The sequence below is a fragment of the Plantactinospora sp. DSM 117369 genome, from assembly GCF_053764795.1.
Window position 1 is genome coordinate 4860720 of record NZ_CM132446.1, and the last position, 25523, is coordinate 4886242.

The window sequence follows — 25523 nt, forward strand, 5'->3', positions numbered from 1 at the left end:
CGTGCGGGGTGGCCGGGAACGCCTCGGTGACCTTGCCCGCCAGCACACTGACCGCTTCCTCACGACCCACCAGCCAAGATCCACGGACCTGCCTTGGCTGTTCAGGGTGCGGGTCGGCGGAGCCAGCGGCGGAGTGTGCGTGGTGGGTCGAGGTGGCCGCCGGCGTACAGCCAGGACTCGAAGCGGTCGAGGTCGGCGCGGAACGAGGAGTCGACCGGTTTCGGGTGGTCGAGCGCCCAGGTGTCGAACAGCGGGCGGAACTCCGTGCCGAGCCGTTCGGCCAGGTCCGGGCGAATCCTGGCCGCGACCGACCGGCGTTTGGACTGGAGCGACCGGGCCTCGACCGCGACCCGGTGCGTGTCGAAGCCGACCGGCACTTGGCCGCCGGCCAGCAACGCGCGGAGGAGTTCCCGCTGCCGCGCGGCCAGTTTGTCCCGCGCTGTCACGGGGTTCCACCGCCGCAGCCACCGCCACCACCGCCGCTGTCGCTACTCAGGGTGGGCGGACCGTAGGAGTAGTAGACCTCCCGCTGGCGACCTCGGCCCTTCTTCTTGGGCGGGGTGGCCGACGCGACGAGCGCCGCGCGTAGCTCCTCGTCCGGGTAGGCGGCCATCCCGGACATCGCGACTCGGTCGACCCCGTCGAGTTGGCGGGCGGCCAGCGCCACCACCGGGTTGTTGCGCCGCGTGCGGGCGGGAAGCGGCCAGACCGCGATATAGAACGCCGGGATGATCGCCATGCTGACGATGAGCTGGATGGGCAGATAGCCGATCGGGTAGCCGTCGGTGATGCCGTCCACCAGGCGGGCCATGCCGACCGCGAACACCAGACACAGCAGCGCCAGCGAGGCGTACGTGGCGAGCGCCCGCTCCCACCGCGACCGGGAGCGCTGACCAGCGGCAACGCGTTCGGCAAGCGCTCGAACCTGGGGCATCGCCTTGAGTCGACGCCGCAGCGCGTGGACCTTCGTCGGCTGCTGGCGGACGACCGAGTGGACGTCCCGGCCGATCGGGTGGTCGGAGGCCGGGTCGCCCGGTGCGGACAGCACGCCCTTGCGGTTCACCCTGAGCTGTTCACTGTGGACGAGGCGGGCGACGGCCGCGTCGACCACCCGATCGGTGCCGCCCGCGAGGAAGGCCACCTCCGCAAATTCCACAGCGGACGGCAGCTCGGCCGGCGCGGTCCGGTTGGCCCAGCGGCGGGCGTACTCCGCCACCGCCAGGCCGGCGATCACGGCGATTGGGTAGAGCAGCAGGAACTGCGGGCCCGAGATGCCCCAGGGCTGCATCAGGACTCCTTGGCAGCAGTGATGACGGCACGGATCGCGGCGAGTTCGGCGGCCAGATCGGCGTCGGGTGGGTAGTCGTCGTCGCGTTCCAGCATGACCCCCGGCGGGTCGACGCGGGCGCACAGCGCGGCGAGGGTGTCCAGCACCTGCGGCGGCACGGCGTGAGCGTGCGTGTCGTGGTAGAGCCCGTCGTGGGTGACCCCGCCCGCGACGTGCACGTAGGCCAGCCTCTCCAGCGGCAGCTCGTCGAGGAACGTCTCCGGCGCGGTGCCGAGGTTGACCGCGTTCGCGTACAGGTTGGCCACGTCGACCAGCAGCCGGCAGTCGGTGCGCTCGACCAGCTCGGCGAGGAACTGTCCCTCGGTCAGGTCGCTGTCCGGCCAGTCGAGCAGCGCCGCGATGTTCTCCAGCGCCAACGGCACCGGCAGCTCCGCCTGCACCCGATTCACGTTGTCCACCAGCACGTCCAGCGCGTCACGGGTGCGCGGCACCGGCAGCAGGTGCCCGGAGTCGAGCCCGCCGGCGCGGCTGAACGCCACGTGCTCGCTGACCAACGGCGCGTCCACCGCCTCCGCCACGGCAGCCAGGTGGGCGACCCGCGTGCGGTCCACCGGCTCCGCCCCGCCGAGCGACAGCGACACCGCGTGCGCGATCACCGGCACCCCACGTTCGCGCAGCACGGTCAGCGACTCCGGCAGCGGGTCCGGGTGGATGTTCTCCGCCAGCACCTCCACGAAGTCGACACCGGGCAGCCGCTCCACCGTCAGGTCGATCTCCGGCCGCCAGCCGATCCCGACGCCGAGTCTCGGCCGCGTCATGGCGCCACCTCCACCGAACCCCTTGTCCTGCGATCAACCCAAGCCCACAGTGGCTATCAGGGGGCACCGCCGCCGCAGCCGCCGCCGCCGGACGAGCTGTCGCTGGAGGACGAGGTGTCGCTGGAGGACGAGGTGTAGTTGTGCGTGTAGGTGCTGCCGCCGGACGAGCCGATGTGCACGAAGGAGTCGAACGAGCCCGCGGAGGCGTAGCTCCAGGTGCCCCCGGCGAACGCCACCGCCGCGCCGTGGGTCAGTGCCTTGGAGAGCTCCCTGTCCGGGTAAGCGTGCGGGCCGTTCACCGCCACCCGCTCCAGCGGATCCGCCGCCTGCCCTCTCGCCGTGACCTCGGCCACCACCCGGTCGCCGTGCACCGTCCGGGCCTTGGGGGCGGAGGTGAGCCGGGTGCTCAGGTACACACTGGCGATGAGCGCCGCGGCGAGCAGATAGCTCAGATAGCCGGTGGGCAGGTCGTTGGCGATCCCGTTGACCCAGCGGGCCAGGCCGACCACGAACAGCAGGTACAGCAAGATCGGAGCGAGCCATCGTGCCCGGACCGCGCGGGCCGGGGCGACGAGCAGGCCTCGGCGGACCAGTGACTCGCCGATCTCGGTCACCACCGGTTTGCCGGCAAGCTTCTCGGCCACCATCGCGACCTTCCGCGGTGCGGTGAGTTCGGCGAGCACCGCGTCGTCGAGCGGGCGTCCGGTCGGCTCGCCGTCCGCCGTGGCGGTCAGAGTGCCGCGACGGTCGACTCTGACGTCACCGGCGTCGACCAGCCGGACGACGCCAACCTGGACCGCGTGCTGCGGCCCGCCCGCGAGGAAGCCCAACTCCTCGGGAGCCGGCGGGTCGGGCGGCTCGGCAAGCCGTGGCCTGCGCACCGCCATGCGCACCCCGACCGCCACGGCGAGCCCCACGACCAGGCCGGCGGAGTACAGCCAGAGGAACTCCGGCCCCGACAGTCCCCACGGATGCATCGTCTACCCCTTTCCCCGTGCTCGGCGGACATTGTCTCTGGTGTGATCAGCGACGCCCATGAAGGGCCCGGCGATGGCCGAGCCACATCTCCACGCGGTCGCCGTGCACCGCGTGCCGCACAGTGCATAGGGTTTAGGTGCGGATGGCTGGCCGGCTGCACTGGGTGACTCGGCGTCGACCAGCAAGTTTCGACCTGCCCGACCTCATCCCGCTGACCCGGATGAGCCCGGTGTCCGGATCCTCACGTCGGTTGAGAGAGCATCTGCCATCCGCGCTCCTGCCAGGGCTCGTCCCGGCGCCGGAGTGCCCCGGCGCGATCGTCGGCCGTGGACTGTGCGAGCTTGGCGTCATCCGCGCTCATCCAACCGTTGCGGCACGCCTGTTCGTACTCGTCCCAGTCCTCGATCTCGACACGCGAATCCCGCTCGTGGAGCACCGGGTCCAGTTCGAGATCGATATACCGCCAGCCTGCTTCGGTACGCTCAGGCGGGAGGCACACGTCGATCTCAAGCCGCCGATCGGCAGGATCGCCGACCCACCACGCCACCCACGGCCGGCCCGCCGCGAGCAACACCACAACGGGTACCGGAAGAGCGCCACTGTCATGCGGAGCACCCCATGGTGAACCGGCCGGACCCCACAGCCACGTCCCGGCACGGTCTTCAATGATCTGCTGGAGATCAAACCAAAAGACGCCTCCGGGGCGTTTGATCTTGCACAGGCGTACGCTTCCGCTGTTCTGAACCACGCCCACAGGAGCACGTTAGGGGCAACCGGAGTACGCCGCGACCGGCGCACGGAGCCCCGCCACCGCCGACTCCGCCCAGGCCCTCCAGCTGGCCGCCGCCCTGGCCCAACCGGCCCGCACCGCCGCACGAGCCAGCGACCAAGCCCTCATCCTGGCCCGCGTCCTACCGGAAGGGCAGCCCCTCCTGGGAAGAACTGGCCCAGGCAGTCGGAGACCCCGACCGACCACCCCAGCGCCCCACCAGCCCCCGATCCGGCACTGTTGGCCCTACCGTCAGTCGACGGTGAGCTGGTCGCCGATCTCGGCGAGTTCGCTGTCGGTGAGGGTCAGGTTGTCCAGCGCGGCCACGTTCGTCTCAAGCTGGCCGACGCTGCTCGCGCCGATGATCAGGCTGGTCATCCGGGGGTCCCGCAGCGCCCAGGCGAGCGCGAGCTGCGCCAGGGACTGGCCGCGCCGCTCGGCGATGGCGTGCAGCGCCCGTACGGTGCTCATCGTGGTGTCGTCGAGGTCGCTCTCGTTGAGGAAGACGCTGGTGCGGATCCGTGAGTCGGCCGGGATGCCGTCCAGGTAGCGGTCGGTGAGCACGCCCTGGGCGAGCGGGCTGTAGGCGATGCAGCCGGCCCCGACCTCTTCCAGGGTGTCGAGCAGCCGGTCCGCCTCGATCCATCGGTTGATCATCGAGTACGACGGCTGGGAGATCAGCAGTGGCGTACCGAGCCGTTCCAGGATCGCGGCGGCCTGTCGGGTCTGCTCCGAGGTGTAGTTCGACAGCCCGACGTAGAGGGCCTTGCCGGCCCGGACGACGGCGTCCAGCGCCGTCATCGTCTCTTCGAGAGGGGTATCCGGGTCGGGCCGGTGGTGGTAGAAGATGTCGACGTAGTCGAGGCCCATCCGGCGCAGCGACTGGTCCAGTGACGAGACCAGATACTTGCGGGAGCCCCATTCGCCGTACGGGCCGGGCCACATGTGGTAGCCGGCCTTGGTGGAGATGACCAGCTCGTCGCGGTAGGGGGCGAGGTCGGCGGCGAGGGTCCGGCCGAAGTTCTCCTCGGCGGAGCCGGGCGGCGGGCCGTAGTTGTTGGCCAGGTCGAAGTGGGTCACCCCGAGGTCGAACGCCCGGCGGCAGATGTCCCGCTGCTGCTGCCACGGCCGTTCGGCACCGAAGTTGTGCCAGAGGCCGAGCGAGATGGCGGGCAGTCGCAGGCCGCTGCGGCCGGCCCGGCGGTAGGTCATCGAGTCGTAGCGGTCGTCCGCGGCAAGGTAGGTCACGCTTGCCACCCTATTGAACCTCCGTCCCGCCGGACCGCGCGGAGGTCACGCCCGGCGCCTCAGCCGGGGGCCGAGGCGGACCGCCCGGGCCGGCGGGAAGGCCGGGCCGCGTGGCGGCCGGTCGTGGCGGGGGAGGGGCCGTAGCCTGTTCGTACACGGGCTTGCCCGGTCCGGGTGCGCCGGCGGGTGTTCCGTAGCTCACCGTTTGGCCAGGTTCGGGTGGGCCGGCGGGGTGGTCCGTGATATCTGATCGGTACGCATCAGGTCGCCGAAGGCGCCGACCTCGCTTCACCACCTGCGGTGGTGCCGTCGAAAGGGGACGTCATGGCATACCTGGACCACCGGCCGGCCACTCCCGCCGAGGCGCTCGACGAGCTGCTCGCCGGTAACGAGCGGTTCGTGGCCGGTACCCGGATCCATCCGCACCAGGACGCCGAGCACCGGGCGGTGGTCGCCGCGGCGCAGCGGCCGTTCGCGGTGGTGTTCGGGTGTTCCGACTCCCGCCTCGCCGCCGAGATCATCTTCGATCGGGGGCTCGGCGACCTGTTCGTGGTCCGCACCGCCGGGCACATCGTCGGCCCGGAGGTGACCGCCAGTATCGAGTACGGGGTGGTGGTGCTCGGGGCGCCGTTGGTCGTCGTCCTCGGCCACGACTCGTGCGGGGCGATCCAGGCCACCCGGGCGGCCCGGGACGGTGCCCGGCTGCCGGGCCGGGAGCTGGGCGCCATCGTCGAACGGGTCACCCCGAGCATCGAGGCCGCCCAGGCGCGGCAGATCACCGACGACGCCGGTATCGCCGCGTTGCACACCCGGCACACCGTCGAGCTGATCACCCGGTCGGGCACCGAACTCGCCGACGCGGTCGCCGCCGGCCGGTGCGACGTGGTCGGCATGTTCTACCAGCTGGCCGACGGCCGGGTGTCGGTGACGGCGCCCAGCGCCGCCCCGACCGGCGGTTAGGGACCGTCCGGCCCTAACCCGCGTCGGGGCGGCGCAGCCAGCACCGGGCCATGTGCCCGGCGGCGACCGAGAACTCCGGCACCTCGGTGTGGCAGACCTCCATCGCGGCCGGGCAGCGGTCCCGGAACAGGCAGCCGCCGCGGTCGGCGGCCGTCTGCTGCCCGCCGCGCAGCGCCCGCATCCCGCCCGGTGCGGCGGTACGCGGGCGGCCCGGGTCCGGCGCCGCCGACGCCAGAAGCTGGGTGTACGGGTGCGCGGGGCGCAGGATCACCTCGTCGCTGGGGCCGGACTCGACCACCTGCCCCCGGTACAACACCATGATCGACGAGGCGAAGTAGCGGGCGGTGGCGAGGTCGTGGGTGACGTACAGGACGGCCAGTTCCTCCTCCCGCTTGAGCCGGTCGATCAGGTTGAGGATCTCCAGCCGGATCGACACGTCGAGCATCGACACCGGCTCGTCGGCGAGCAGGATCCGGGGCCGGGGCGCCAGGGCGCGGGCGATCGCGACCCGCTGCCGCTGCCCGCCGGACAGTTCGTGCGGCAGCCGGCGGGCGACCTGGTCGGCCGGGGTGAGGTTGACCCGGGTGAGCAGGTCACGCACGGCCGCCCGGACGTCGCCGCCGGACCGGGCGACCCCGTGCAGCCGCAGCGGCCGGCCCAGGTGGTATCCGACGGTGTGTGCCGGGTTCAGCGACCCGAACGGGTCCTGGAACACCATCTGCACGTCGCGGCGGTAGCGGCGAACCGCCCGGCGGTCGGCGGCCAGCGGGGTGCCGTCGAGGCGGATCTCCCCGGCGGTCGGCCGGGTCAGCCGGACCAGCATCCGGGCGATCGTCGACTTGCCGCTGCCGCTCTCGCCGACCAGCGCCACCGTCTGGCCGGAGTGCAGTTCGAAGGAGACGTCGTCGACCGCCCGCAGGGTGCGGCGGTGCCGCCCGTCCCGCAGCGGGAAGTGCTTGCTCAGGTGGCTGACCGTCAGCGTGGTCACCGGCCGCCACCTCCGGCCGACGGCTCCGGTCCGGTCTCCGGCGTCCCGCCCTTCTCGACCGGCGGCGGCACATCGCCCGGCTCGGCCGGCGGTGCCGGCGCGGCGGGGCGTACGTCGGGGTGGGGCGGCGGCCCGGGCTCCAGCGCCGGGTCGGTGGGGTCGAACCGGCCGGCCCGGAGCGCGGCCGGTGGGCCGTCCGGGCGCAGTACCGGGTCATAGTGTAGGCAGGCGACCCGGGTGGTGCCGGCGACCCGCAGCGGTGGGTCGGTGCGGTGGCAGGCGTCGAAGACGTACGGGCAGCGGGCGGTGAACGCGCAGCCGGCGGGGGGCCGGGACAGGTCCGGTGGGCTTCCGGGGATGCCGTGCAGCACCGTCCGCTCGCCCCGCAGGCTCGGGAAGGAGCGCAGCAGCCCGACCGTGTACGGGTGGGCCGGCGCGGCGGCCAGGTCCGCGGCGGGGCCGTACTCGACGATCCGGCCGCCGTACATGACGGCGAGCCGATCGCTGATCTCCAGCAGCAGGGAGAGATCGTGGGTGATGAAGACGACCGCGAAGCCGAACCGGGCCCGTAGCCGGTCGATCTCCTCCAGGATGTCGCGCTGCACCACCACGTCCAGCGCGGTGGTCGGCTCGTCCATCACCACCACGTCCGGGCGCAGCGCCATCGCCATCGCGATCAGCACCCGCTGGCGCATCCCGCCGGAGAGTTCGTGCGGATACGCCGAGAGCCGTTCCGGGCCGATCCCGACCAGGTCGAGCAGTTCCCGGCAGCGCTCTTCCCGGTCGGCGCGGCGCAGTTCGGGGCGGTGCGCGGTGAAGACGTCGGCGAGTTGCCGGCGTACCGACAGCACCGGGTTGAGGGCGTTCATCGCCCCCTGGAACACCATCGAGACCCGGTTCCAGCGGAACCGGCGCAGCGCCTCGCCGTGCAGCGTCGACAGGTCGACCGGCGGGCCGTCGGCGGGGTGGAAGACGACCCTGCCTGCGGCGAGCCGGCCGGGTGGCTTGAGCAGCCGGGTGATCGCGTACGCGAGGGTGGACTTGCCGCAGCCGCTCTCGCCGGCGATGCCGAGCACCTCGCCGCGGGCCAGGTCGAAGCTGACGCCGCGGACCGCCCGGACCGGGTCGGTACCGTCGTAGACGACGCTCAGGTCGCGGACCGAGAGCACCACATCGGTGCCGGTGACCGCCGGTGGGTGGGTGGTGTCGAGGGTCATGCCGGTCCGGTCCGTCGGGGGCGGCGGGTGACCCGCAGCCTCGGGTTGATCAGTTCGTCGAGACTGAAGTTGATCAGTGCGAGTCCGGCGCCGACCAGCGCGATGCAGAGCCCGGGCGGCACGAACCACCACCAGGCACCCTGGGACAGCGCCTGCGAGTTCTGCGCGAAGTAGAGCATCGTGCCCCACGAGCCGGCGCCGCCGAGGCCGAGGAAGGCCAGCGCGGCCTCGGTGAGGATGCCGCCGATGACCGCAAAGACGAACTGGGCGGCAATCAGCGGCAGCAGGTTGGGCAGGATCTCGAAGGTGACGATCCGCCAGCCGGGTTCGCCGCTGACCCGGGCGGCGTCGACGTAGTCGCGGGAGCGCAGCGACAGGGTCTGGGCCCGCAACACCCGGGCGGAGCCGGCCCACGCGGTGATCGAGACGATCAGGGCGATCGCGAGGGCTCCGCGGGTCTGCACGTAGTCGGTGATCAGGACCACCAGCGGCAGGCCGGGCAGTACCAGGAAGACGTTGCTGACCAGCGAGAGGCTCTCGTCGGCGTGCCCGCCCGCGTAGCCGCCGAGGACGCCGACCAGCACCGAGACGACGGTGGCGAGCAGCCCGACGACCAGGCCGACCAGCATCGAGCCGCGGGTGGCGACGACGAGTTGCCGGAACACGTCCTGGCCGGTGGTGGTGGTGCCGAGCAGGTGTTCGGCGGAGGGGGCGAGCAGCCGGTCGTCGCTGACCAGGTTCGGGTCGTCGACCAGCAGCGGGCCGAGCACGGCGACCAGGGCGAAGAAGCCGACGATCGCCAGCCCGGCGGCGAGTTTGCGGGAGCGCAGCAGGCCGCGCCAGCGGGGCCGCCGGGTCGGCACCACCACTCCGGGGACGACCTCGCCGGTCACGTCGCGCTGGGTCTCGATGGTCGCCATCAGCCGGCCTGCCGGGTACGGGGGTCGATCACCGCGTAGAGCAGGTCGACGACGAAGTTGGCGCCGAGCACGGCCAGCGAGATGACCAGGAAGATGCCCTGCAGCAGTGGATAGTCGGCGTTGGCGACCGCGGCGACCAGGCTCATCCCGACGCCGGGATAGGAGAAGACGATCTCGGTGGCGATGGAACCGCTGACCACGAAGCCGAGGGTGATGGCGAACCCGGCGACGCTGGGCAGTACGGCGTTGCGGGCCGCGTACTGGATCATGATGCGGCGCGGGCGCAGCCCCTTCGCCTCGGCGGTCAGCACGTAGTCCTCGGCCATCGTGGAGACCATCATGTTGCGCATCCCGAGCAGCCAGCCGGCGACCGAGGCGAGCACGATCGAGGCCGCCGGCAGGATGCCGTGGTAGATCGCGCTGCGCAGGAACGGCCAGTTGAACCCGATGGTGGTCTCGTAGCTGTAGCCGCTGTTCAGCGGAAACCAGCCGAGCACCCCGCCGAGCAGGTAGAGCAGCACCAGGGCGAGCCAGAAGTACGGGATGGCGGCCAGGAAGGTGGTGGTCGGCACCAGCGCGTCCAGCCAGGTGCCGCGGCGCCAGCCGGCGAGGGTGCCGAGGGTGATCCCGAGCAGCACGCTGAGCACGGTGGCGATGCCGACCATCACCACCGTCCAGGGCAGGCTCTGGCTGAGCACCTGCGACACCGGGGTCGGGTAGTAGGCGACGGAGAGGCCGAACTCGCCGCGCAGCAGGTTGCCGAGGTAGCCGAGGTACTGCTGCCACAGCGGGTCGTCGGAGACCCCGAACTGCAGTTCGAGGGCGCGGCGGGCCTCCGGCGACATCGGGGTCATGTTCTGGGTCTTGGCCAGTACGGCGTCGACCGGGTTGCCCTTGATCAGCCGGGGGATGAGGAAGTTGAGGGTGACCGCCGCCCAGACCGCGACCAGATAGAACAGCGCCTTGCGCCGCAGGTACCGCATCGGGCGGCTCAGCCGGCCGGGGTGAGGTTCTTGGCCACGATCCCCATGTCCGGCCCGTTGTACGGGGTGGTCAGCGCGTAGTGGTTCTGCTCGGTGGGGAAGTTGCCGAGGTTCTCGGTGCGGTACTCGATCAGCGAGGCGGACTGCTGGATCGGGATGTACGGCAGCTCCTCGACGATCACATCCTGGATCTTGAACAGTTGTTCCCTGATCGCGTCCTTCGCCTCCGGCGGGGTGTTCTCCATCGCCAGCAGGGCGGCGTCGACGGCGGCGTTGCGGTAGCGGCCGTAGTTGGAGCCGGCCTGCTGGCCCAGCGGGGCGGTGGTCTTGCTGGCGAACGCCCGGCTGTACCAGGAGTACGCGGTGCCCTCGCTGTAGAGGTTGGTGATGATCATCTCGAAGTCGCCGGTCTGCTGGTCGGTGGAGAAGGCGGTGAACGACACCTCCTGGGTCTTCATCTCGATCCCGACCGACTTCAGCGACTGGGTCATGATCTGGAGCGCGGAGATGTAGTCGTTGTAGCCCTGCACCACCTTGACGGTGAAGGAGAGCCGTCGGCCGGCCTTGGCGTAGATCCCGTCGGCGCCCTTGGCCCAGCCGTCGGCCTGGAGGGTCTGCTCGGCCCGAGCCGGGTCGAACTCCAGCTTGCGGTCCTTGTATTCCGGCTTGATGTAGTCGTCCCAGAGCGGCCGGGGCAACTGGGCCGGGCTGGCCTCCTTGCCGTACCCGGAGAAGGCCAGCCGGATGAGCTGGTCGCGGTCCAGGGCGAGGCTGATCGCCTTGCGTACCGCGGCGCTGTCGAACGGCGCCCGGTCCAGGTTCGGGATCAGGTTGGTCAGGTAGAGCTGCGACTCGTTGAGGTACTTGTTGTGCTCCGGGTCCTTGCTCACGTACTGCTTGTCGATGTCGGCGATGAACGAACCGGCCCAGTCGAGCTGGCCGGCGGCGAGCGCCGCGATCGCGCTGTCCGCGCTGGCGAACTGGTGGAACCGCATCCCCTTGATCTTCGGCTTGCCGGTCTCCCAGTAGTTGGGGTTGCGTTCGAAGACGTAGTTCTGCTGGCTGAACGAGGCCAGCGTGAACGCCCCGGTGCCGACCGGCTTCTCGTTGGTGAACGCGGACGGGTCGGCGACGGTCGACCAGATGTGCTTCGGCACGATCCAGATCCGCCCGGCGATCAGGTTGAGCCGGGTGTAGACGCCCTGACTGAAGATGATCGAGACGTGGGTCGGGTCGGCGGCGACCGCCTCGACGATCGGCAGGCCGTTATAGTTGATCTTCGGGTTGTCCCGGAGCAGGTTGAAGGTGAAGGCCACGTCCTCGGCCGAGAACGGCTTCCCGTCGCTCCACCTCACCCCCTCCCGGATGGTGAGGTTCAGCCGCCGGCCGTCGTCGGCGAACTCGTAGCCGGTGGCGAGCTGCGGCTGCACGTCGTCGGCCCGGGCGCCGTTGAAGTAGAGCAGCGCCTCGTAGAGCACGCTCATCGTGCCGGCGACGCTGTTCTGGGAGAACGGGTTGAAGTTGGGCACGAACCCGGCGTTCGCCCCCGAGAAGACATTGATGATCTTGCCCTCAGCGCCGGTCGGCGAGTCGCCGCCGTCACCGCAGCCGGCGGTCGCACCGGCGGCGAGCGCCGCCGTGGCCAGCGTGGCGAGCAGCCGGCGGGCGAGGGTGGGGCGCATCGTGCCTCCCGGGTCGAGGGATTTCGGACGGGTTGCCACCTGCTGTCCGGGCAGGTGAGATCGATGACAACACCGAACCGGTTCAGAGTCAATAGATGGAAAGCGATTGCAGCCGGTACCGGAGCGCCGGGCCCAGCACGTACGGTGAGACCTGAAGGCGGGCGGGAACGGTCCCGGTCCGGCGCCGCTTAACCGGTTCTGTCAGGGGCGCCGGAACGGGGCAGGTGACGACCGCTCCGCCCGGTCAGCCGGCGTTGACGGTGATCAACGGGGAACGGCCGAAACCCGGAGGAAATCCGGTCACTGGTACCGTTGCCAACGCCGACAACACTCGCGAGCGAGAGACCGCCCGGCAGCGTGGGGCGGCGCCGAAGGGGCAAATCCTCCCCGGAACCTCTCAGGCAAAAGGAGCCCGCGGGCAGGCGACTGTGGAGCGCCCGCGACGTCGCGGAGCGTGACAGAGGGGGAGGTTGCAGCGTCGACCTCGCCCGGGAGTGTCCCCCATGACCACAGCGCAGTACCCCACCCGCGACGGCGGGCAGTTCGCCGACCGGCACATCGGCCCCGACGCCGACGCCGAACGCCGGATGCTGGAGACCGTCGGCTACCACTCGATCGACGACCTGATGGACGCCGCGGTCCCCGAGGTGATCCGCTGGACCGGCAACCTCGACCTGCCGCCGGCCGCCACCGAGGAGGAGGTGGCCGCCGAACTGCGCGCGCTGGCCGCCCGGAACACCGTCGCCGTCTCCATGATCGGCCTCGGCTACTCCGGCACCCACACCCCGGCGGTGATCCGCCGCAACGTGCTGGAGAACCCGGCCTGGTACACCGCCTACACGCCGTACCAGCCGGAGATCAGCCAGGGCCGGCTGGAGGCGCTGCTGAACTTCCAGACCATGGTCACCGACCTGACCGGGCTGGCCACCGCGAACGCCTCCATGCTCGACGAGGGCACCGCCGCGGCCGAGGCGATGACCCTGGCCCGCCGCGCCGGCAAGAACTCCAGCAACGTGTACGTCGTCGACGCCGACACCCTGCCGCAGACCCTCGCCGTACTGGCCACCCGGGCCGAGCCGCTCGGCATCGAGGTACGCGTGCTCGACCTTTGCGCCGAGCCGCTGCCGGCGGAGTTCTTCGGCCTGCACCTGCAGTACCCGGGCGCCTCCGGCGCGGTCCGCGACCACACCGGGCTGGTCGAGGCCGCGCACGCCGCCGGGGCACTGGTGACGGTCGCCGCCGACCTGCTCGCGCTGACCCTGCTCCGCCCACCCGGCGAGATCGGCGCCGACATCGCCGCCGGCACCACCCAGCGGTTCGGCGTACCGATGGGCTTCGGCGGCCCGCACGCCGGCTACCTGGCGGTCCGCGCCGGCCTAGAGCGGATGCTGCCCGGCCGGCTGGTCGGGGTCTCCCGGGACGCGGCCGGCGACCCCGCCTACCGGCTGGCGCTGCAGACCCGGGAACAGCACATCCGCCGGGAGAAGGCGACCAGCAACATCTGCACCGCCCAGGTGCTGCTCGCCGTGATGGCCAGCATGTACGCCGTCTACCACGGCCCGGCCGGGCTGCGGGCGATCGCCGAACGGACCCACCGGCGGGCCGCCACCCTGGCCGCCGGGCTGCGCACCCTCGACGCCGTCGAGGTGGTGCACGAGGCGTTCTTCGACACCGTGCTGGCCCGGTTCCCGGGCCGGGCCGCCGAGGTGGTCGCCGAGGCCGCGCGGCGCGGGGTCAACCTGCGGCTGGTCGACGCCGACCGGGTCGGGATCGCCTGCGACGAGACCACCACCGAGGCGCACCTGGCGACCGTGTGGGACACCTTCGGCGCCGTCGCCGGGCAGCGCGTGGCCCCGCCCGCCGGGCAGCCGTGGCCCGCGGTGCCGGCCGGCCTCGCCCGGACCAGCGACTACCTGACCCACCCCGTCTTCCGGTCGCACCACTCCGAGACGGCGATGCTGCGCTACCTGCGCCGGCTCGCCGACCTCGACTACGCGCTCGACCGGGGCATGATCCCGCTCGGCTCCTGCACCATGAAGCTGAACGCCACCACCGAGATGGAGCCGGTGAGCTGGCCGGAGTTCGCCGACGTGCACCCGTTCGCCCCGGACGACCAGACCGCCGGCTACCGCGACCTGGTCGCCGCCCTGGAGGGCTGGCTCGCCGAGGTGACCGGCTACGACGCGGTCAGCGTGCAGCCGAACGCCGGCTCGCAGGGCGAACTCGCCGGCCTGCTGGCGATCCGCGCCTACCACCGCGACCGGGGCGAGGGGCACCGGGACGTCTGCCTGATCCCGTCCTCGGCGCACGGCACCAACGCGGCCAGCGCGGTGATGGCCGGGATGCGGGTGGTGGTGGTCGGCTGCGACCCCGACGGCGACGTCGACCTGGCCGACCTGGACCGCAAGATCGAGGCGCACCGGGACACCCTCGCCGCGATCATGGTCACCTACCCGTCCACCCACGGGGTGTACGAGGGCGGCATCGCCGCGCTCTGCGCCAAGGTGCACGACGCCGGCGGCCAGGTGTACGTCGACGGCGCCAACCTCAACGCGCTGCTCGGGTACGCCAAGCCGGGCCGGTTCGGCGCCGACGTGTCACACCTGAACCTGCACAAGACGTTCTGCATCCCGCACGGTGGCGGCGGCCCCGGGGTCGGCCCGGTGGCGGTCCGGGCACACCTGGCGGGGTACCTGCCCGGCGACCCGCTCGGCTCCGCCGGGGCGGCCCGGCCGGCGGTCTCGGCGGCCCGGTACGGCTCGGCCGGGATCCTGCCGATCCCGTGGGCGTACCTGCGGCTGATGGGGCCGGACGGGCTGCGCCGGGCGACCGGGGTGGCGGTACTGGCCGCCAACTACGTCGCGGCCCGGCTGCGCGGCCACTACCCGGTGCTCTACGCCGGCAACAAGGGCCTGGTCGCGCACGAGTGCATCCTCGACCTGCGGCCGCTGACCAAGGCGACCGGGGTCAGCGTGGACGACGTGGCGAAGCGGCTGATCGACTACGGCTTCCACGCCCCGACGATGTCGTTCCCGGTCGCCGGCACCCTGATGGTGGAGCCGACCGAGAGTGAGGACCTCGCCGAACTCGACCGGTTCTGCGACGCGATGATCGCGATCCGGGCGGAGATCGACAAGGTCGGGGCGGGGGACTGGCCGAAGGGGGACAACCCGCTGGCCAACGCGCCGCACACCGCGGCGATGGTGACCGGCGACGAGTGGCCGCACCCGTACCCGCGGTCGGTGGCCGGCTATCCGGGCGGGATCGACCGGCGGGCGAAGTACTGGCCGCCGGTACGCCGGATCGACGGCGCCTACGGAGACCGCAACCTGGTCTGCGCCTGCCCGCCGCCGGAGGCGTTCGAGAACTGACAACGGATGATCGGCCGGCACCGGCGCCGGCCGATCACTGTAAGTGATGAATCAGCCGACCAGGGCGTGCCGGGCCGGACCGCGGTGCGGCGCTATGGTGCTGCCGTCGGGCAGCAGCTCGCCGGTGTCCTCGAAGAGGATGACGCCATTGCAGAGCAGGCTCCACCCCTGCTCACGGAAGCAGGCGAGGACGCGGGCCGCTTCCCGGTCGGTTGCTTCAGCGGAGGGGCAGGTCGGTTGGTGCTGGCACATCGGGTTCTCCGGACTATGGGGGCGCTGTGGCATGGTTCACATGACCAGTGACGGACGGTACCCCCTCACACCGAGTGATGACGAGCGGGTATCCGTCTCTGACCGAGGAAATCCACTTTTCGGATGAGGCAGATCCACCCGTACGTCGTGGAAGCGCTCCCATTCGCACCGCCGGGAGCGCCGGCGGGCTGCGTACCCCGGCTCGTCGAGCACGACCGGCTTCAATGCCGGGCCGACGGCCCGGACGACCCCGCCACGCTGCTGGAGGAGTTCCTCGCCGGACACGGCCTCCCGGTCCGCGACCTGACCCGCCCCGGCGTCCACCCGCCGGACGGCCCGGCCGGCACGGTCTGCGGCGCCGCCGTCTTCGTCTCCGCCGCCGCCGGAGCCCGGATGGTCGGCGCGGCGACCGGCCCGGCCAGCCCGGCACCCGCCGTCCCCGACCTGGTCGCGGTGGTCTACCGGCACGGCGCCGCCCCGGCCGCCGGTCCGCCCCGGCGGCACCGGCCCGACGACTGGCAGCTCGGCCCGTGGGCCGAGAGCTGGACGCCGCAGCGGCACGCCGACGCGGTACGGCAGGCCCGGGAGGCCATCGCGGCCGGCGACATCTACCAGGTCAACGTCGTCGGACACGGCTGCGCCCGGTACACCGGAGACCCGCTGCCGGCGCTGCACCGGCTGGCCCGGCTACCCGGCGCCCGGTACGGCGGCGTGCTCACCGGCGCCGGCTGGGCGATCGGCTGCGCCTCCCCGGAAACCCTGGTCGAGGTGACCGACGGCACGGTCTACACCCGGCCGATCAAGGGCACCCGGCCGGCGACCGGCGCCGGCCGGCGGGAGCTGCTGGAATCCGCCAAGGAACGCGCCGAGCATGTGATGATCGTCGACCTGGAGCGCAACGACCTGGCCCGGATCGCCCGCACCGGCACCGTCCGGGTCGACCAGCTCTACGCCATCCGCCGCTGGTCCGACCTGTGGCAGGCCGAGTCGACCGTCTCGGCCACCCTGGCCGACGGGCGGGGCCTGGCCGACCTGCTCCGGGCGGTCTGCCCCGGCGGGTCGGTCACCGGCGCCCCCAAGCTCGCCGCGCTGGCCCAGATCGCCGCCCTCGAACCGGTCGGCCGGGGTGCCAGCATGGGCGGGCTGGGCTGGATCGGCCCGGACCGGATCGACCTGGGGCTGACCATCCGGACCGTCGCGATCGACGCCGACCGGGTGCACGTCTGGGCGGGCGGCGGCATCACCTGGGGCAGCGACCCGGCGGCCGAGGTTGCCGAGGCGGCCGCGAAGTCCGGCCCGGTCCGGGCCATCCTGGCCGGCCCGCACCGGCCCCGCTGACCACCCCCGGCACGGCCGCCCACGACGGAACCGGAGAGGCCCCCGTCCCGAGTCGGCTCCGCCGACCGCCGCCGTCCGAGGTCGTCGGCTCCGGTGGCGTCCCCGTCCCGCCTCGCCGGAGCCGGCGGCGTCCCCGTCCGGCGGCGTCGCCGGCCCGATTCCGGGCGACCGGCGGCTCGGTCAGTCGCCGAGCAGGTCGGCCAGCGCGTCGGCCGGGTCGTCGCGGGGTACTCCGGCCGGCCACCAGTCGCCGTCGGCCCGCTCCCGGTACGGGTACCAGCGGTCGTCGCGGCCGTACCGCAACTGGGCCCGGTGCCGGGGAAACGTCCACCGGTTGCGCCACACCTGCGGCTCCGGCGGGTCGTCGCCGGCCCAGCCGGCGGTCAGCTCGGTCCGGGCCCGGGCCAGCCGTACCGGCGGCGGGGTCCACGGCTCGTCCAGCACCGACAGGCCGGTGTGGCCGCCGTACTCCCAGGCCCGTACCGCCCGGCTGAACTCCCGGGCGGTACGGCCGCCGGCCTGCCGTAACCGGGCCAGCACCGGACCGCCGGCCCCGACGGCGAGCCGGACCGCGTCCACCCGCTCCGGCAGCGCCGGCGGCGGGCCGTCGCCGTCCGGGGCGGCGCGCAGCAGCACAGCGGCCCGGACGGCGGCGTTGTCGACCAGCCCGCGCAGCACCTCCGCCGCGATCCCCGGCGCGTCCGGCAGCGCCGGCCCGGACACCCCGGGCTCCGGCGGTGGCGGCGGGGCGGGCAGCGGCGGATCCGGCCGGGCGTACGCCCGCGCGGCCGGCACCCCGGCGCCGGGCCCGCCGGCCGGCGCGGCCGACGGCGCGGCCGCCGCCGGCCGGCGGGCCCGGCGGCGCAGCTCGGCGAGAACCTCCCGGGTGCCCCGGCCCCGGATCAGCAGCAGCAGCAACGGGTCGGCGTCGAGCAGCCAGGCCACCTGGTAGCAGAGCGCGGCGGCGTGCCGGCACGCCGCCGCGGCCCACTCCGGGCAGTCGCACTCCGGCTGCAGGTCGCCGAGCCCGGGCAGCAGGGCGATCCCGGCGTCGTCGGCCGCCGATGCCAGGTCACGCGGCATCTCCCCGTCCAGCAGCGCGGCGATGTGCCCGGCCTTCGCCGCCACCTGGTCCAGGAGCCGGGACCACTGCGCGTCGGTCAGCGGCTCCACGAAGACCCGGGTCCGGTACGGCAGGTCCCGCACCCCGTCGTACACCTCGGCCGCGATCCGGCCCGGGCTGACGGTGATCGAGCCGACCTGCCCGGCCGACGCCGCGCGCCGCCCCCGGCGCAGCAGGGTCTGGTCCAGCGAGGTCTCCTCCAGGGCGCGGACCCAGGCGTCCCCCCACCAGGAGCGGCTGCTCCGGGCACGCCGCCCCGGCGGGAACGCCGGAAAGCCCCGGACCCGGTCGTCGCCACTCATCGGCCCCCACCTTCCCCAGCCGGCTCGGAGCCGGCGTACCGCGCCCGGTCGACGATCCCGGTCATGCCGGCCCGCGCAGTTCGACCAGGGACGCCAGGTCGGCGTCGGACAGTTCGGTCAACGCCGCCTCGCCACCGGCGAGCACCGCGTCGGCGAGGTCCCGCTTGACGGCGAGCAGGGCGGCGATCCGGTCCTCGACCGTTCCCTCGGTGACCAGCCGGTGTACCTGCACCGGCCGGGTCTGCCCGATCCGGTACGCCCGGTCGGTGGCCTGCTCCTCGACGGCCGGGTTCCACCACCGGTCGTAGTGCACCACGTGGTCGGCCCGGGTCAGGTTCAGCCCCGTCCCGGCCGCCCGCAGCGACAGCAGGAAGACCGGCACCTCACCGGCCTGGAACCGGCGTACCTGCTCGTCGCGGCGGGCCACCGGGGTGCCGCCGTGCAGCAGTTGGGCCGGTACGCCCCGGTCGGCGAGGTGCCGCTCGATCAGCCGGGCCATCGCGACGTACTGCGTGAAGACCAGCACCGCGCCGTGTTCGGCGAGGATCGTGTCGACCAGCTCGTCGAGCAGTTCCAGCTTGCCGGAGCGGCCGGCCAGCCGGGGCCGCCCCTCCCGCAGGTAGTGCGCCGGATGGTTGCAGATCTGCTTCAACGAGGTCAGCAGCTCCAGCACCAGGCCCCGGCGCGCCATCCCGGTGCTGTCCCGGATCCGCGCCAACGTCTCGCGGACCACCGCCTCGTAGAGGCCGGCCTGCTCGCCGGTCAGCCCCACCGGATGGTCGGTCTCGGTCTTCGGCGGCAGCTCCGGCGCGATCCCCGGATCCGACTTGCGGCGCCGCAGCAGGAACGGCGCGATCAGCCGGGCCAGCCGTCCCGCCGCCGCCGGATCCCGACCGGACTCGATCGGCGCCGCCCACCTGGCCCGGAACCGGGGCAGCGGGCCGAGCAGTCCGGGGGTGGTCCAGTCCAGGATCGCCCACAGCTCGGTCAGGTTGTTCTCCACCGGGGTACCGGTGAGGGCGACCCGGGCGGCGGCCGGGATCCGGCGCAGCGCCCGGGCGGTACCCGAGGCGCGGTTCTTCACGTGCTGCGCCTCGTCGGCGACGACCAGGCCCCACCGCACGGCGGCGAGCCGGTCGACGTCGGACCGCATCGTCCCGTACGTGGTGAGCAGGAACCCGCCGGTCAGCGCGTCCAGGCTGCGCCGGCCGCCGTGGAAACGGCGTACCGGGGTGCCGGGGGCGAATCGGGCGATCTCGCGTTCCCAGTTGCCCAGCAGCGAGGCGGGGCAGACCACCAGGGTCGGGCCGGCGGCCGCCGGGTCCGCCTGCCGGTGCAGGTGCAGCGCGATCAGCGTGACGGTCTTGCCGAGCCCCATGTCGTCGGCGAGGCAGCCGCCCAGCCCCAGCTCCGTCATCCGGGCCAGCCAGCGCAGCCCGCGTAACTGGTAGTCCCGGAGCGTGGCGGTCAGCCCGGCCGGCACCCCGACCCGCTCCGGGGCGGCCCCGGCGGCCGGCTCCGGGTCGGCGATCCGGCGCCGCAGCCCGGCCAGCCAGCCGGTGGCGTCGACCTCCACCGGCCGCCCGTCGACCTCGACCGTCCCGGTCAGCGCGGCACCGAGCGCCTCGATCGCGCCGACCGGCGGCAGCGCCGGCTTGCGGGCCCGGGCGGCCAGCTCCGGGTCGACGAGTACCCACTGGTCACGCAGCCGGACCACCGGCCGGTGCGCCTCGGCGAGCAGGTCCAGCTCGTCGGCGGTCAGCGGCCGCCCGCCGAAGGCGAGTTGCCAGTCGACGTGCAGCAGCCCGTCGCCGCCGAAGAAGGCGGCCAGGTCCGACGGCGGCTCGTCGGCGGCGCCGAGCACCGCCCGGGAGGTCAGCCCGGCGGCCAGTTCCCGGGGCCAGTGCACCGCCACCCCGACCGCGCCGAGCCGGCCGGCGGCATCGGCGACCAGTTCGGTGACCTCCTCGTCGGTGAGCAGGAGCTCGTCCGGGACGGCGGTGTCGAGCAGGTGCCGCAGCGGTGGCCAGACTCCGGCGGCGCGGCGGATCGCCAGCGTGGTGTCGAGCCGGGCCCGGGGCCCGAACCCGGCGACCTCGCCCTGCCACAGCGCGGCGGCGTCGACCACCAGCGCCGGGTCGACGAGGCTGTGCACCTGCACCACCGCCCGTAGCCCGGGCCGGGTGAAGTCGCCGCCGACCGGCTCCAGCCGCACCGAGACGCGTACTCCGGAGTCGAGACCGGCGCGGACCTCCTCCGCCCAGCCGCGCAGCTGGGGTACCGGCTGCGGCGCCGTCGCGGCGAACGCGTCGGTGCCGGCAGCGTGCCGGGCGGCGGGGGACCGGGGCAGGGTGTCGGCGACCGCGTCGAGGAACCCGCGTAGCAGGCCGGCCGCGTCCGGCAGGACCGGACCGTCCGGTGTCGTTTCGTCCGGTGTCGCCTCGCCAGCCGGGGCCGGATTCGCCCGGGCCCGGGCCGGCATCGCCGCCGCGAGTTCCCGGATCCGGCCCGCGTCGGCCGCGTCCAGCGCCGCGACCGTCCAGGCGTCGAAACCGGCCGGTGACACCGTCGGCAGAATCCGGCGCCGGGCCACCAGGTGCAGGGCCAGCACTGTCGCCGCCGCCCAGTACGCCAGCGCCGGATCGGCCGGCGCCGGGTCGGCCAGCAGCAGCGGCAGCGCGTCGCCGACCGGCAGCCGGCGCGCCGGCACCATCCGGGCCCGCACTCCGGCCCCGTCCGGCACGGCGACCGTCAGCTCACCGCCCCGGCCCGGGCCGTCGTCCGGCAGCGGACCGCCGTCCGGCCGCCAGAACGCCAGTACACCGGCGCGAGGCGGATCGGCCGGCTCGAACACCACCGCACAGCCCGCCGGCCACCGGTCGTCCGGGCCGGCGAGACGCTCGTCCCGGGACCGCTGGGTGCCGGACGCGCTCCCGGCTTCCGACGTCGCGTTCGGCCGCATCTCCGGTCCTGCCCCCTTGTCCGCCAGCCGCCCCGACCCGGAATTCCCGCCCGGCGGGGCGCCTCCCGCTCACCGGCCCGGCCATTATACCGTATGACGTACGGGAAACCCGTCGGACCGCGTCCGCCCGCAACCCGGACCAGCCGGCCACGCCGCCGCCGAGCGTGCCGGGGCGCCCGGGCGGGTAACGAACCGATAAGGTTCCGGTCATGACGATGCGGCCCATCCGGATCATCGGGGACCCCGTGCTCCGCACCCCGTCCGAACCGGTCACCAGCTTCGACGCCGAACTACGCGACCTGGTCACCGACCTGATGGACACCCTCCTCGGCGCACCCGGCCGAGCCGGAGTCGCCGCACCGCAGATCGGCATCAGCGCCCAGGTCTTCGTCTACGACGCCGACGGGCACCGCGGCCACCTGGTCAACCCCACCCTCGAACTCTCCACCGAAGCGCAGGACGACGACGAGGGCTGCCTCTCCGTCCCCGGCCTCTACTTCCCGACCCCGCGCGCCATGCACGCCACCGCACACGGCTTCGACCAGTACGGCGAACCCGTCACCATCACCGGCAGCGGCTTCCTCGCCCGCGCCCTCCAGCACGAGACCGACCACCTCGCCGGCCGCCTCTACGTCGACACCCTGCGCGGCGACACCCGACGCCGCGCCCTCCGGGAAATCCGCGCCGGACGGTTCGCCACCCCCGACCGGTGACCGTCAGCGGCCCCGCCGCCGCCGCAACCAGATACCGGCCGCGCCCAGCCCCACGAACACCAGCGCGGAACAACACAGCGCTTTGAAGATCACGCCGAAACTGTCGCACATCCCGCCGTAAGGTGTGCAGGTGCGCCTGGCAACCTTCAACGTGCTGCATGGCCGATCCCCACACGACGGCCTCGTCGACGAGACCCGGCTCGCCGCCGCGGTCGCCACCCTCGACGCCGACATCCTGGCCCTGCAAGAGGTCGACCGCGACCAGTCCCGCAGCAACCACCTCGACCTCACCGCCATCGCCGCGAGCGCGATGAACGCCCCCGAACACCGGTTCGCCGCCGCCATCGTCGGCACCCCCGGCGAACGGCTCCGGCCACTGACCCACGACGACGACGGCCACGGCGAACCCCTCTACGGCATCGGGCTGATCAGCCGCTACCCGGTCCGCTCCTGGCAGGTCACCCGCCTCGCCCCGATACCCGTACGCTCCCCGGTGATCGACCCCGGCCCACGCGGCCGCGTCATCCTGCTCCGCGACGAACCCCGAGTCGTCCTCACCGCCATCCTCGACACCCCGTACGGGCCGATCACCGTCGGCGCCACCCACCTGTCCTTCGTACCCGCCTGGAACATCCGACAACTGCGCCAGGCCGTCCGCGCCCTGCGTACCCTGCCCCCGCCCCGGATCCTGCTCGGCGACCTCAACCTGCCCGCCGGACTCGCCACCCTCGCCTCCGGCTGGCGCTCCCTGGCCCGCCGCCCCACCTACCCGGCCAAGCAACCCCGGGTCCAGCTCGACCACATCCTCGCCGACCCGCGCGGCGGGCACCCGCTGCCCGCGGTCACCGCCGTCGACGCCCCGATCACCACCATCTCCGACCACCGACCGCTCGTCGTCGACCTCGCCTGACCCCCAACCGGGCCGGCCATCCGGTCGACCCATCTCCCGACCCGAGCCGGACCAGCACGGAAGCCAGTGGATACCGCCCCGGCGGCACGACGCCGAGAGCACGTACGACCCGGGTGGTACGCCCACCGGCAACCCCGGCATGACGACCCGTGACCACGCCGGTACATACGCTGCCGGCAGGTACCCGTCGTGCGAGGGAAGGAATCCCCGATGTCCGTCCGTCACCTGCTTGCCGCCGCCACCGCCGCCCTGCTCGGAGGGCTCTGGCTCGCCGCACCGGCGGCCGCGCACGTCGCCGGCCAGCCCGCCGCCGCCACCGTCTACACCATGAGTTCCGGACGGATCGGGTCCATCGTGGCCGGACTGCTGGGGCTGGCCGGCGTCGTCGTCGGCGGGCTGGCCCGGGCCCGCGCCGCCGGACGCACCGGCGCCGGGCGCCGCGGGGCCATCGTCGCCGTGGCGCTCGGACTGGTCGGCGTGGCCATCGGCGGGGTCGTGGCGGCCACCTCCGACGGGAGCATCGGCACCGGCAACGGGCTCGGCGGGGCCATCGTCGCCGTGGCGCTCGGACTGGTCGGCACCGCCCTCGGCGGGCTGGCGCTGACCCGCTCCCGCCGCACCGGCTGACCTGCGAGACCCACTGACCCGGCCGCCGTGCCGGGTCAGTACCGTGCACCGGCCCCCATTCACCCGTGCCCGCTCGGTCCAGGCGGCGGCGTACCCCGGGGGCTGCGGTCAGGAGCGGGCGAGCCAGCCAGGGATGCTCAGCCCGGACTCGTACGCGAGGATCACCAACTGCGCCCGGTCCCGGACCTGGGTCTTGGTCATGATCCGACTGACGTGCGTCTTCGCGGTCGCCGGGCTCAGTACCAGCCGCGCCGCGATCTCGTCATTGGACAAGCCGGCGGCGACCAGCACCATCACCTCCCGCTCCCGCTCGGTCAGCGCACGCAGCCGCGGCCCCGGATCCGGATGCCTGACCCGGGCGGCGAACTCGGAGATCAACCGGCGGGTGATCGACGGTGCGATCAGCGCGTCACCCCGAGCCACCACCCGCACCCCGTGGATCAACTCCGCCGGCTCGGTGTCCTTCACCAGAAAACCGCTCGCACCGGCCCGCAACGCGCCGTAGACGTAATCGTCCAGGTCGAACGTGGTCAGGATGATCACCCGGACATCGGAACCCGCGACGATCTCCCGAGTCGCCGCCAGCCCGTCCAGCCCGGGCATCCGGATATCCATCAGGGCGACATCCGGCCGCAACTGCCGGGCGAGCCGCACCGCCTCGGCACCGTCGGCGGCCTCGCCGACCACCTCGACACCGTCCTCACCGTCCAAGATGGACCGGAAACCGGCGCGTACCAGAGTCTGGTCGTCGGCGAGCAGCAACCGGATCACGCCGCAGCCCCCGGACCCGAACCCAGCCCGGGCGGCCCCGCCGGCACCGGACCGGGCCGCAACGGCAGGCGGGCGCACACCCGGAAGCCGCCGCCCGGCCCAGGGCCGGTGGTCAGCGACCCGCCCAGCGCCCGAGCCCGCTCACCCATGCCCAGGATCCCGTTACCGGGCACCCCCGGCCCACCGGTGCCGTCGTCCTCGACCTCCACCAGCACCCCGTCGCGGTCGGACCGCACCCGGACCACCGCGGCGGTCGCGCCCGCGTGCCGGGTCACGTTGGTGAGCGCCTCCTGCACGATCCGGTACGCCGCCAGGTCGACCTCCGGCGGCAGCGGCCGGACCGCGGCCAACTCCGTACGGACCGCCAACCCGGACTGCCCGGCCGTCAGCACCAGATCGCCGAGACGGTCCAGACCGGGCACGGACGGCACCCCGCCCTCCTGCCGCAGAATGCCCAGCGCCGTACGCAACTCACCCAGCATCTCCTTGCTCGTCTGCTTGATCGCGGTGAGCGCCTCGGTGGACCGGGCGGGATCCGGACGGTGCAGCGCCGCACTTGCCTGCACGTTGATCAGCGAAAGGTGGTGGCCGAGCACGTCGTGCAACTCCCGGGCGATACGCAACCGCTCCTCGGTGGCCCGACGCCGGGCCTCCTCCTCCTTGCCCTGCTCCGCGGCGAGCACCCGGGCCCGCGCCTCCGCGACATAGGCCCGGCGGTTACGGGTCACCCCGACGATGACCGCGACCAGCCAACCGGCGTGCAGCAGCGTCGCCCCGTTCCCACCGCCGGCCGACCGGTGGTAACTGTCCGCCATGGCGAAAGCGACCACCGAGGCGAGACCGAGCCCGATCGCAACCGCCAGATGCCCCTCGTCGACGACGGTGTAGAGCGCCACGACGAACACCACCATGATCGGACCGGGCCGCTGCAACAACTCCCCGTACGCACCGACCGCGAACAGCGCCACCACGGCCACCGGCACCGGATAGCGGCGGCGGACGTACAACGCACCGGAAGAGGCCAGCACCGCCAGCAGCGCCACCCAGTCGACGGCGGTGTCGACGCCGGCCGACTGCACCACCAGACCGACGACACCGACCAGGGCGACCACCAGCAGCAGGGCCGCGTCCGCCGCCCGGCCGTGCCATCGCCACCTCGGCATGCGCCGAAGCCTAACCCCCCGCGACCAGGCCCCAGAAGGCCCGCCCCGCCGGCCAGCCGGCGACACCCCCACCCGCACGCCGGGCCGGCCGCACGCCCCGACGCCGTCGGACCCGGACATACCGAGCCGGCCGAAGATCT

Annotated in this window: 22 protein-coding genes and 1 riboswitch; of the genes, 6 read left to right on the top strand and 16 right to left on the bottom strand. The window is 73.3% G+C overall.

The annotated features are described in order from the left end of the window. Positions 1–101 precede the first annotated feature (101 nt). The 6 genes from ACSMXO_RS21110 to mgrA all read right to left on the bottom strand — a co-directional run bounded on the left by ACSMXO_RS21110 (position 102) and on the right by mgrA (position 5101). On the bottom strand, positions 102–446 hold the full coding sequence (locus ACSMXO_RS21110; RefSeq protein ID WP_455419057.1) for a hypothetical protein: 345 nt from the start codon (positions 444–446) through the stop codon (positions 102–104). Further along, positions 443–1288: a TIGR04222 domain-containing membrane protein gene (locus ACSMXO_RS21115; protein ID WP_455419058.1), complete on the bottom strand. Its 846-nt coding sequence runs from the start codon at positions 1286–1288 to the stop codon at positions 443–445. The genes ACSMXO_RS21110 and ACSMXO_RS21115 overlap by 4 nt, the downstream gene beginning before the upstream one ends. Then, entirely contained in the window at positions 1288–2106 is an 819-nt protein-coding gene (locus tag ACSMXO_RS21120) for a DUF692 domain-containing protein (RefSeq protein ID WP_455419059.1), read from the bottom strand. The genes ACSMXO_RS21115 and ACSMXO_RS21120 overlap by 1 nt, the downstream gene beginning before the upstream one ends. 56 nt (positions 2107–2162) lie before the next feature. Next, a complete protein-coding gene (locus tag ACSMXO_RS21125; RefSeq protein ID WP_455419060.1) occupies positions 2163–3083 on the bottom strand; it encodes a TIGR04222 domain-containing membrane protein in 921 nt (306 codons plus the stop codon). A gap of 242 nt (positions 3084–3325) precedes the next feature. Beyond that, positions 3326–3838 carry a DUF402 domain-containing protein gene (locus ACSMXO_RS21130; RefSeq protein ID WP_455419061.1) on the bottom strand — a complete coding sequence of 171 codons (513 nt, stop codon included), beginning with the start codon at positions 3836–3838 and terminating at the stop codon, positions 3326–3328. Between the two features lie 267 nt (positions 3839–4105). Continuing rightward, positions 4106–5101 (bottom strand): L-glyceraldehyde 3-phosphate reductase, encoded by a 996-nt coding sequence (gene mgrA, locus ACSMXO_RS21135; protein ID WP_455419062.1) that lies wholly within the window; start codon positions 5099–5101, stop codon positions 4106–4108. Between the two features lie 324 nt (positions 5102–5425). Here mgrA and ACSMXO_RS21140 point away from each other — a divergent pair, with 324 nt between their 5' ends. Next, positions 5426–6061 carry a carbonic anhydrase gene (locus ACSMXO_RS21140; protein ID WP_455419063.1) on the top strand — a complete coding sequence of 212 codons (636 nt, stop codon included), beginning with the start codon at positions 5426–5428 and terminating at the stop codon, positions 6059–6061. A 13-nt stretch (positions 6062–6074) separates the two neighbouring features. Here ACSMXO_RS21140 and ACSMXO_RS21145 read toward each other — a convergent pair whose 3' ends face one another. Genes ACSMXO_RS21145 through ACSMXO_RS21165 form a run of 5 tightly spaced genes read right to left on the bottom strand, consistent with a single transcriptional unit; the run spans position 6075 to position 11851 of the window. Beyond that, positions 6075–7049, bottom strand: coding sequence for an ABC transporter ATP-binding protein (locus tag ACSMXO_RS21145; RefSeq protein WP_455419064.1), 975 nt, complete (start codon positions 7047–7049; stop codon positions 6075–6077). Further along, positions 7046–8266 (bottom strand): ABC transporter ATP-binding protein, encoded by a 1221-nt coding sequence (locus tag ACSMXO_RS21150; protein WP_455419065.1) that lies wholly within the window; start codon positions 8264–8266, stop codon positions 7046–7048. The genes ACSMXO_RS21145 and ACSMXO_RS21150 overlap by 4 nt, the downstream gene beginning before the upstream one ends. Beyond that, a complete protein-coding gene (locus ACSMXO_RS21155; RefSeq protein WP_346260677.1) occupies positions 8263–9186 on the bottom strand; it encodes an ABC transporter permease in 924 nt (307 codons plus the stop codon). The genes ACSMXO_RS21150 and ACSMXO_RS21155 overlap by 4 nt, the downstream gene beginning before the upstream one ends. After that, entirely contained in the window at positions 9186–10169 is a 984-nt protein-coding gene (locus ACSMXO_RS21160; protein WP_455419066.1) for an ABC transporter permease, read from the bottom strand. The genes ACSMXO_RS21155 and ACSMXO_RS21160 overlap by 1 nt, the downstream gene beginning before the upstream one ends. An 8-nt stretch (positions 10170–10177) precedes the next feature. Continuing rightward, positions 10178–11851 (bottom strand): ABC transporter substrate-binding protein, encoded by a 1674-nt coding sequence (locus tag ACSMXO_RS21165; protein WP_346260679.1) that lies wholly within the window; start codon positions 11849–11851, stop codon positions 10178–10180. A 326-nt stretch (positions 11852–12177) separates the two neighbouring features. Next, positions 12178–12274, top strand: a riboswitch (glycine riboswitch). A gap of 80 nt (positions 12275–12354) precedes the next feature. Between ACSMXO_RS21165 and gcvP the strand changes: the two genes are divergently transcribed. After that, positions 12355–15222: an aminomethyl-transferring glycine dehydrogenase gene (gene gcvP, locus ACSMXO_RS21170; protein WP_455419067.1), complete on the top strand. Its 2868-nt coding sequence runs from the start codon at positions 12355–12357 to the stop codon at positions 15220–15222. Positions 15223–15273: 51 nt separating this feature from the next. Here the strand turns inward: gcvP and ACSMXO_RS21175 are convergent, their stop codons facing one another. After that, entirely contained in the window at positions 15274–15474 is a 201-nt protein-coding gene (locus ACSMXO_RS21175) for a DUF5999 family protein (protein ID WP_346260681.1), read from the bottom strand. 123 nt (positions 15475–15597) lie between these two features. Here ACSMXO_RS21175 and ACSMXO_RS21180 point away from each other — a divergent pair, with 123 nt between their 5' ends. Beyond that, positions 15598–16812, top strand: coding sequence for a chorismate-binding protein (locus ACSMXO_RS21180; RefSeq protein WP_455419068.1), 1215 nt, complete (start codon positions 15598–15600; stop codon positions 16810–16812). Between the two features lie 180 nt (positions 16813–16992). Here ACSMXO_RS21180 and ACSMXO_RS21185 read toward each other — a convergent pair whose 3' ends face one another. Next, positions 16993–18237, bottom strand: coding sequence for an SWIM zinc finger family protein (locus ACSMXO_RS21185; RefSeq protein ID WP_455419069.1), 1245 nt, complete (start codon positions 18235–18237; stop codon positions 16993–16995). Positions 18238–18298: 61 nt separating this feature from the next. After that, entirely contained in the window at positions 18299–21199 is a 2901-nt protein-coding gene (locus tag ACSMXO_RS21190; protein ID WP_455419070.1) for a DEAD/DEAH box helicase, read from the bottom strand. A gap of 209 nt (positions 21200–21408) precedes the next feature. On the opposite strand from ACSMXO_RS21190, the gene def reads away from it, so the two are divergent. The 3 genes from def (at position 21409) to ACSMXO_RS21205 (ending at position 23449) form a co-directional block, all read left to right on the top strand. Further along, complete coding sequence (gene def / locus ACSMXO_RS21195; protein WP_346260685.1) at positions 21409–21912, top strand: peptide deformylase; 504 nt, start codon at positions 21409–21411, stop codon at positions 21910–21912. Positions 21913–22042: 130 nt separating this feature from the next. Continuing rightward, positions 22043–22822: an endonuclease/exonuclease/phosphatase family protein gene (locus ACSMXO_RS21200; protein WP_455419071.1), complete on the top strand. Its 780-nt coding sequence runs from the start codon at positions 22043–22045 to the stop codon at positions 22820–22822. Between the two features lie 210 nt (positions 22823–23032). Beyond that, on the top strand, positions 23033–23449 hold the full coding sequence (locus ACSMXO_RS21205) for a DUF6223 family protein (protein WP_346260687.1): 417 nt from the start codon (positions 23033–23035) through the stop codon (positions 23447–23449). A gap of 108 nt (positions 23450–23557) precedes the next feature. Here ACSMXO_RS21205 and ACSMXO_RS21210 read toward each other — a convergent pair whose 3' ends face one another. After that, complete coding sequence (locus tag ACSMXO_RS21210; protein WP_346260688.1) at positions 23558–24220, bottom strand: response regulator transcription factor; 663 nt, start codon at positions 24218–24220, stop codon at positions 23558–23560. Then, positions 24217–25383 carry a sensor histidine kinase gene (locus ACSMXO_RS21215; protein ID WP_455419072.1) on the bottom strand — a complete coding sequence of 389 codons (1167 nt, stop codon included), beginning with the start codon at positions 25381–25383 and terminating at the stop codon, positions 24217–24219. The genes ACSMXO_RS21210 and ACSMXO_RS21215 overlap by 4 nt, the downstream gene beginning before the upstream one ends. Positions 25384–25523 lie beyond the last annotated feature (140 nt).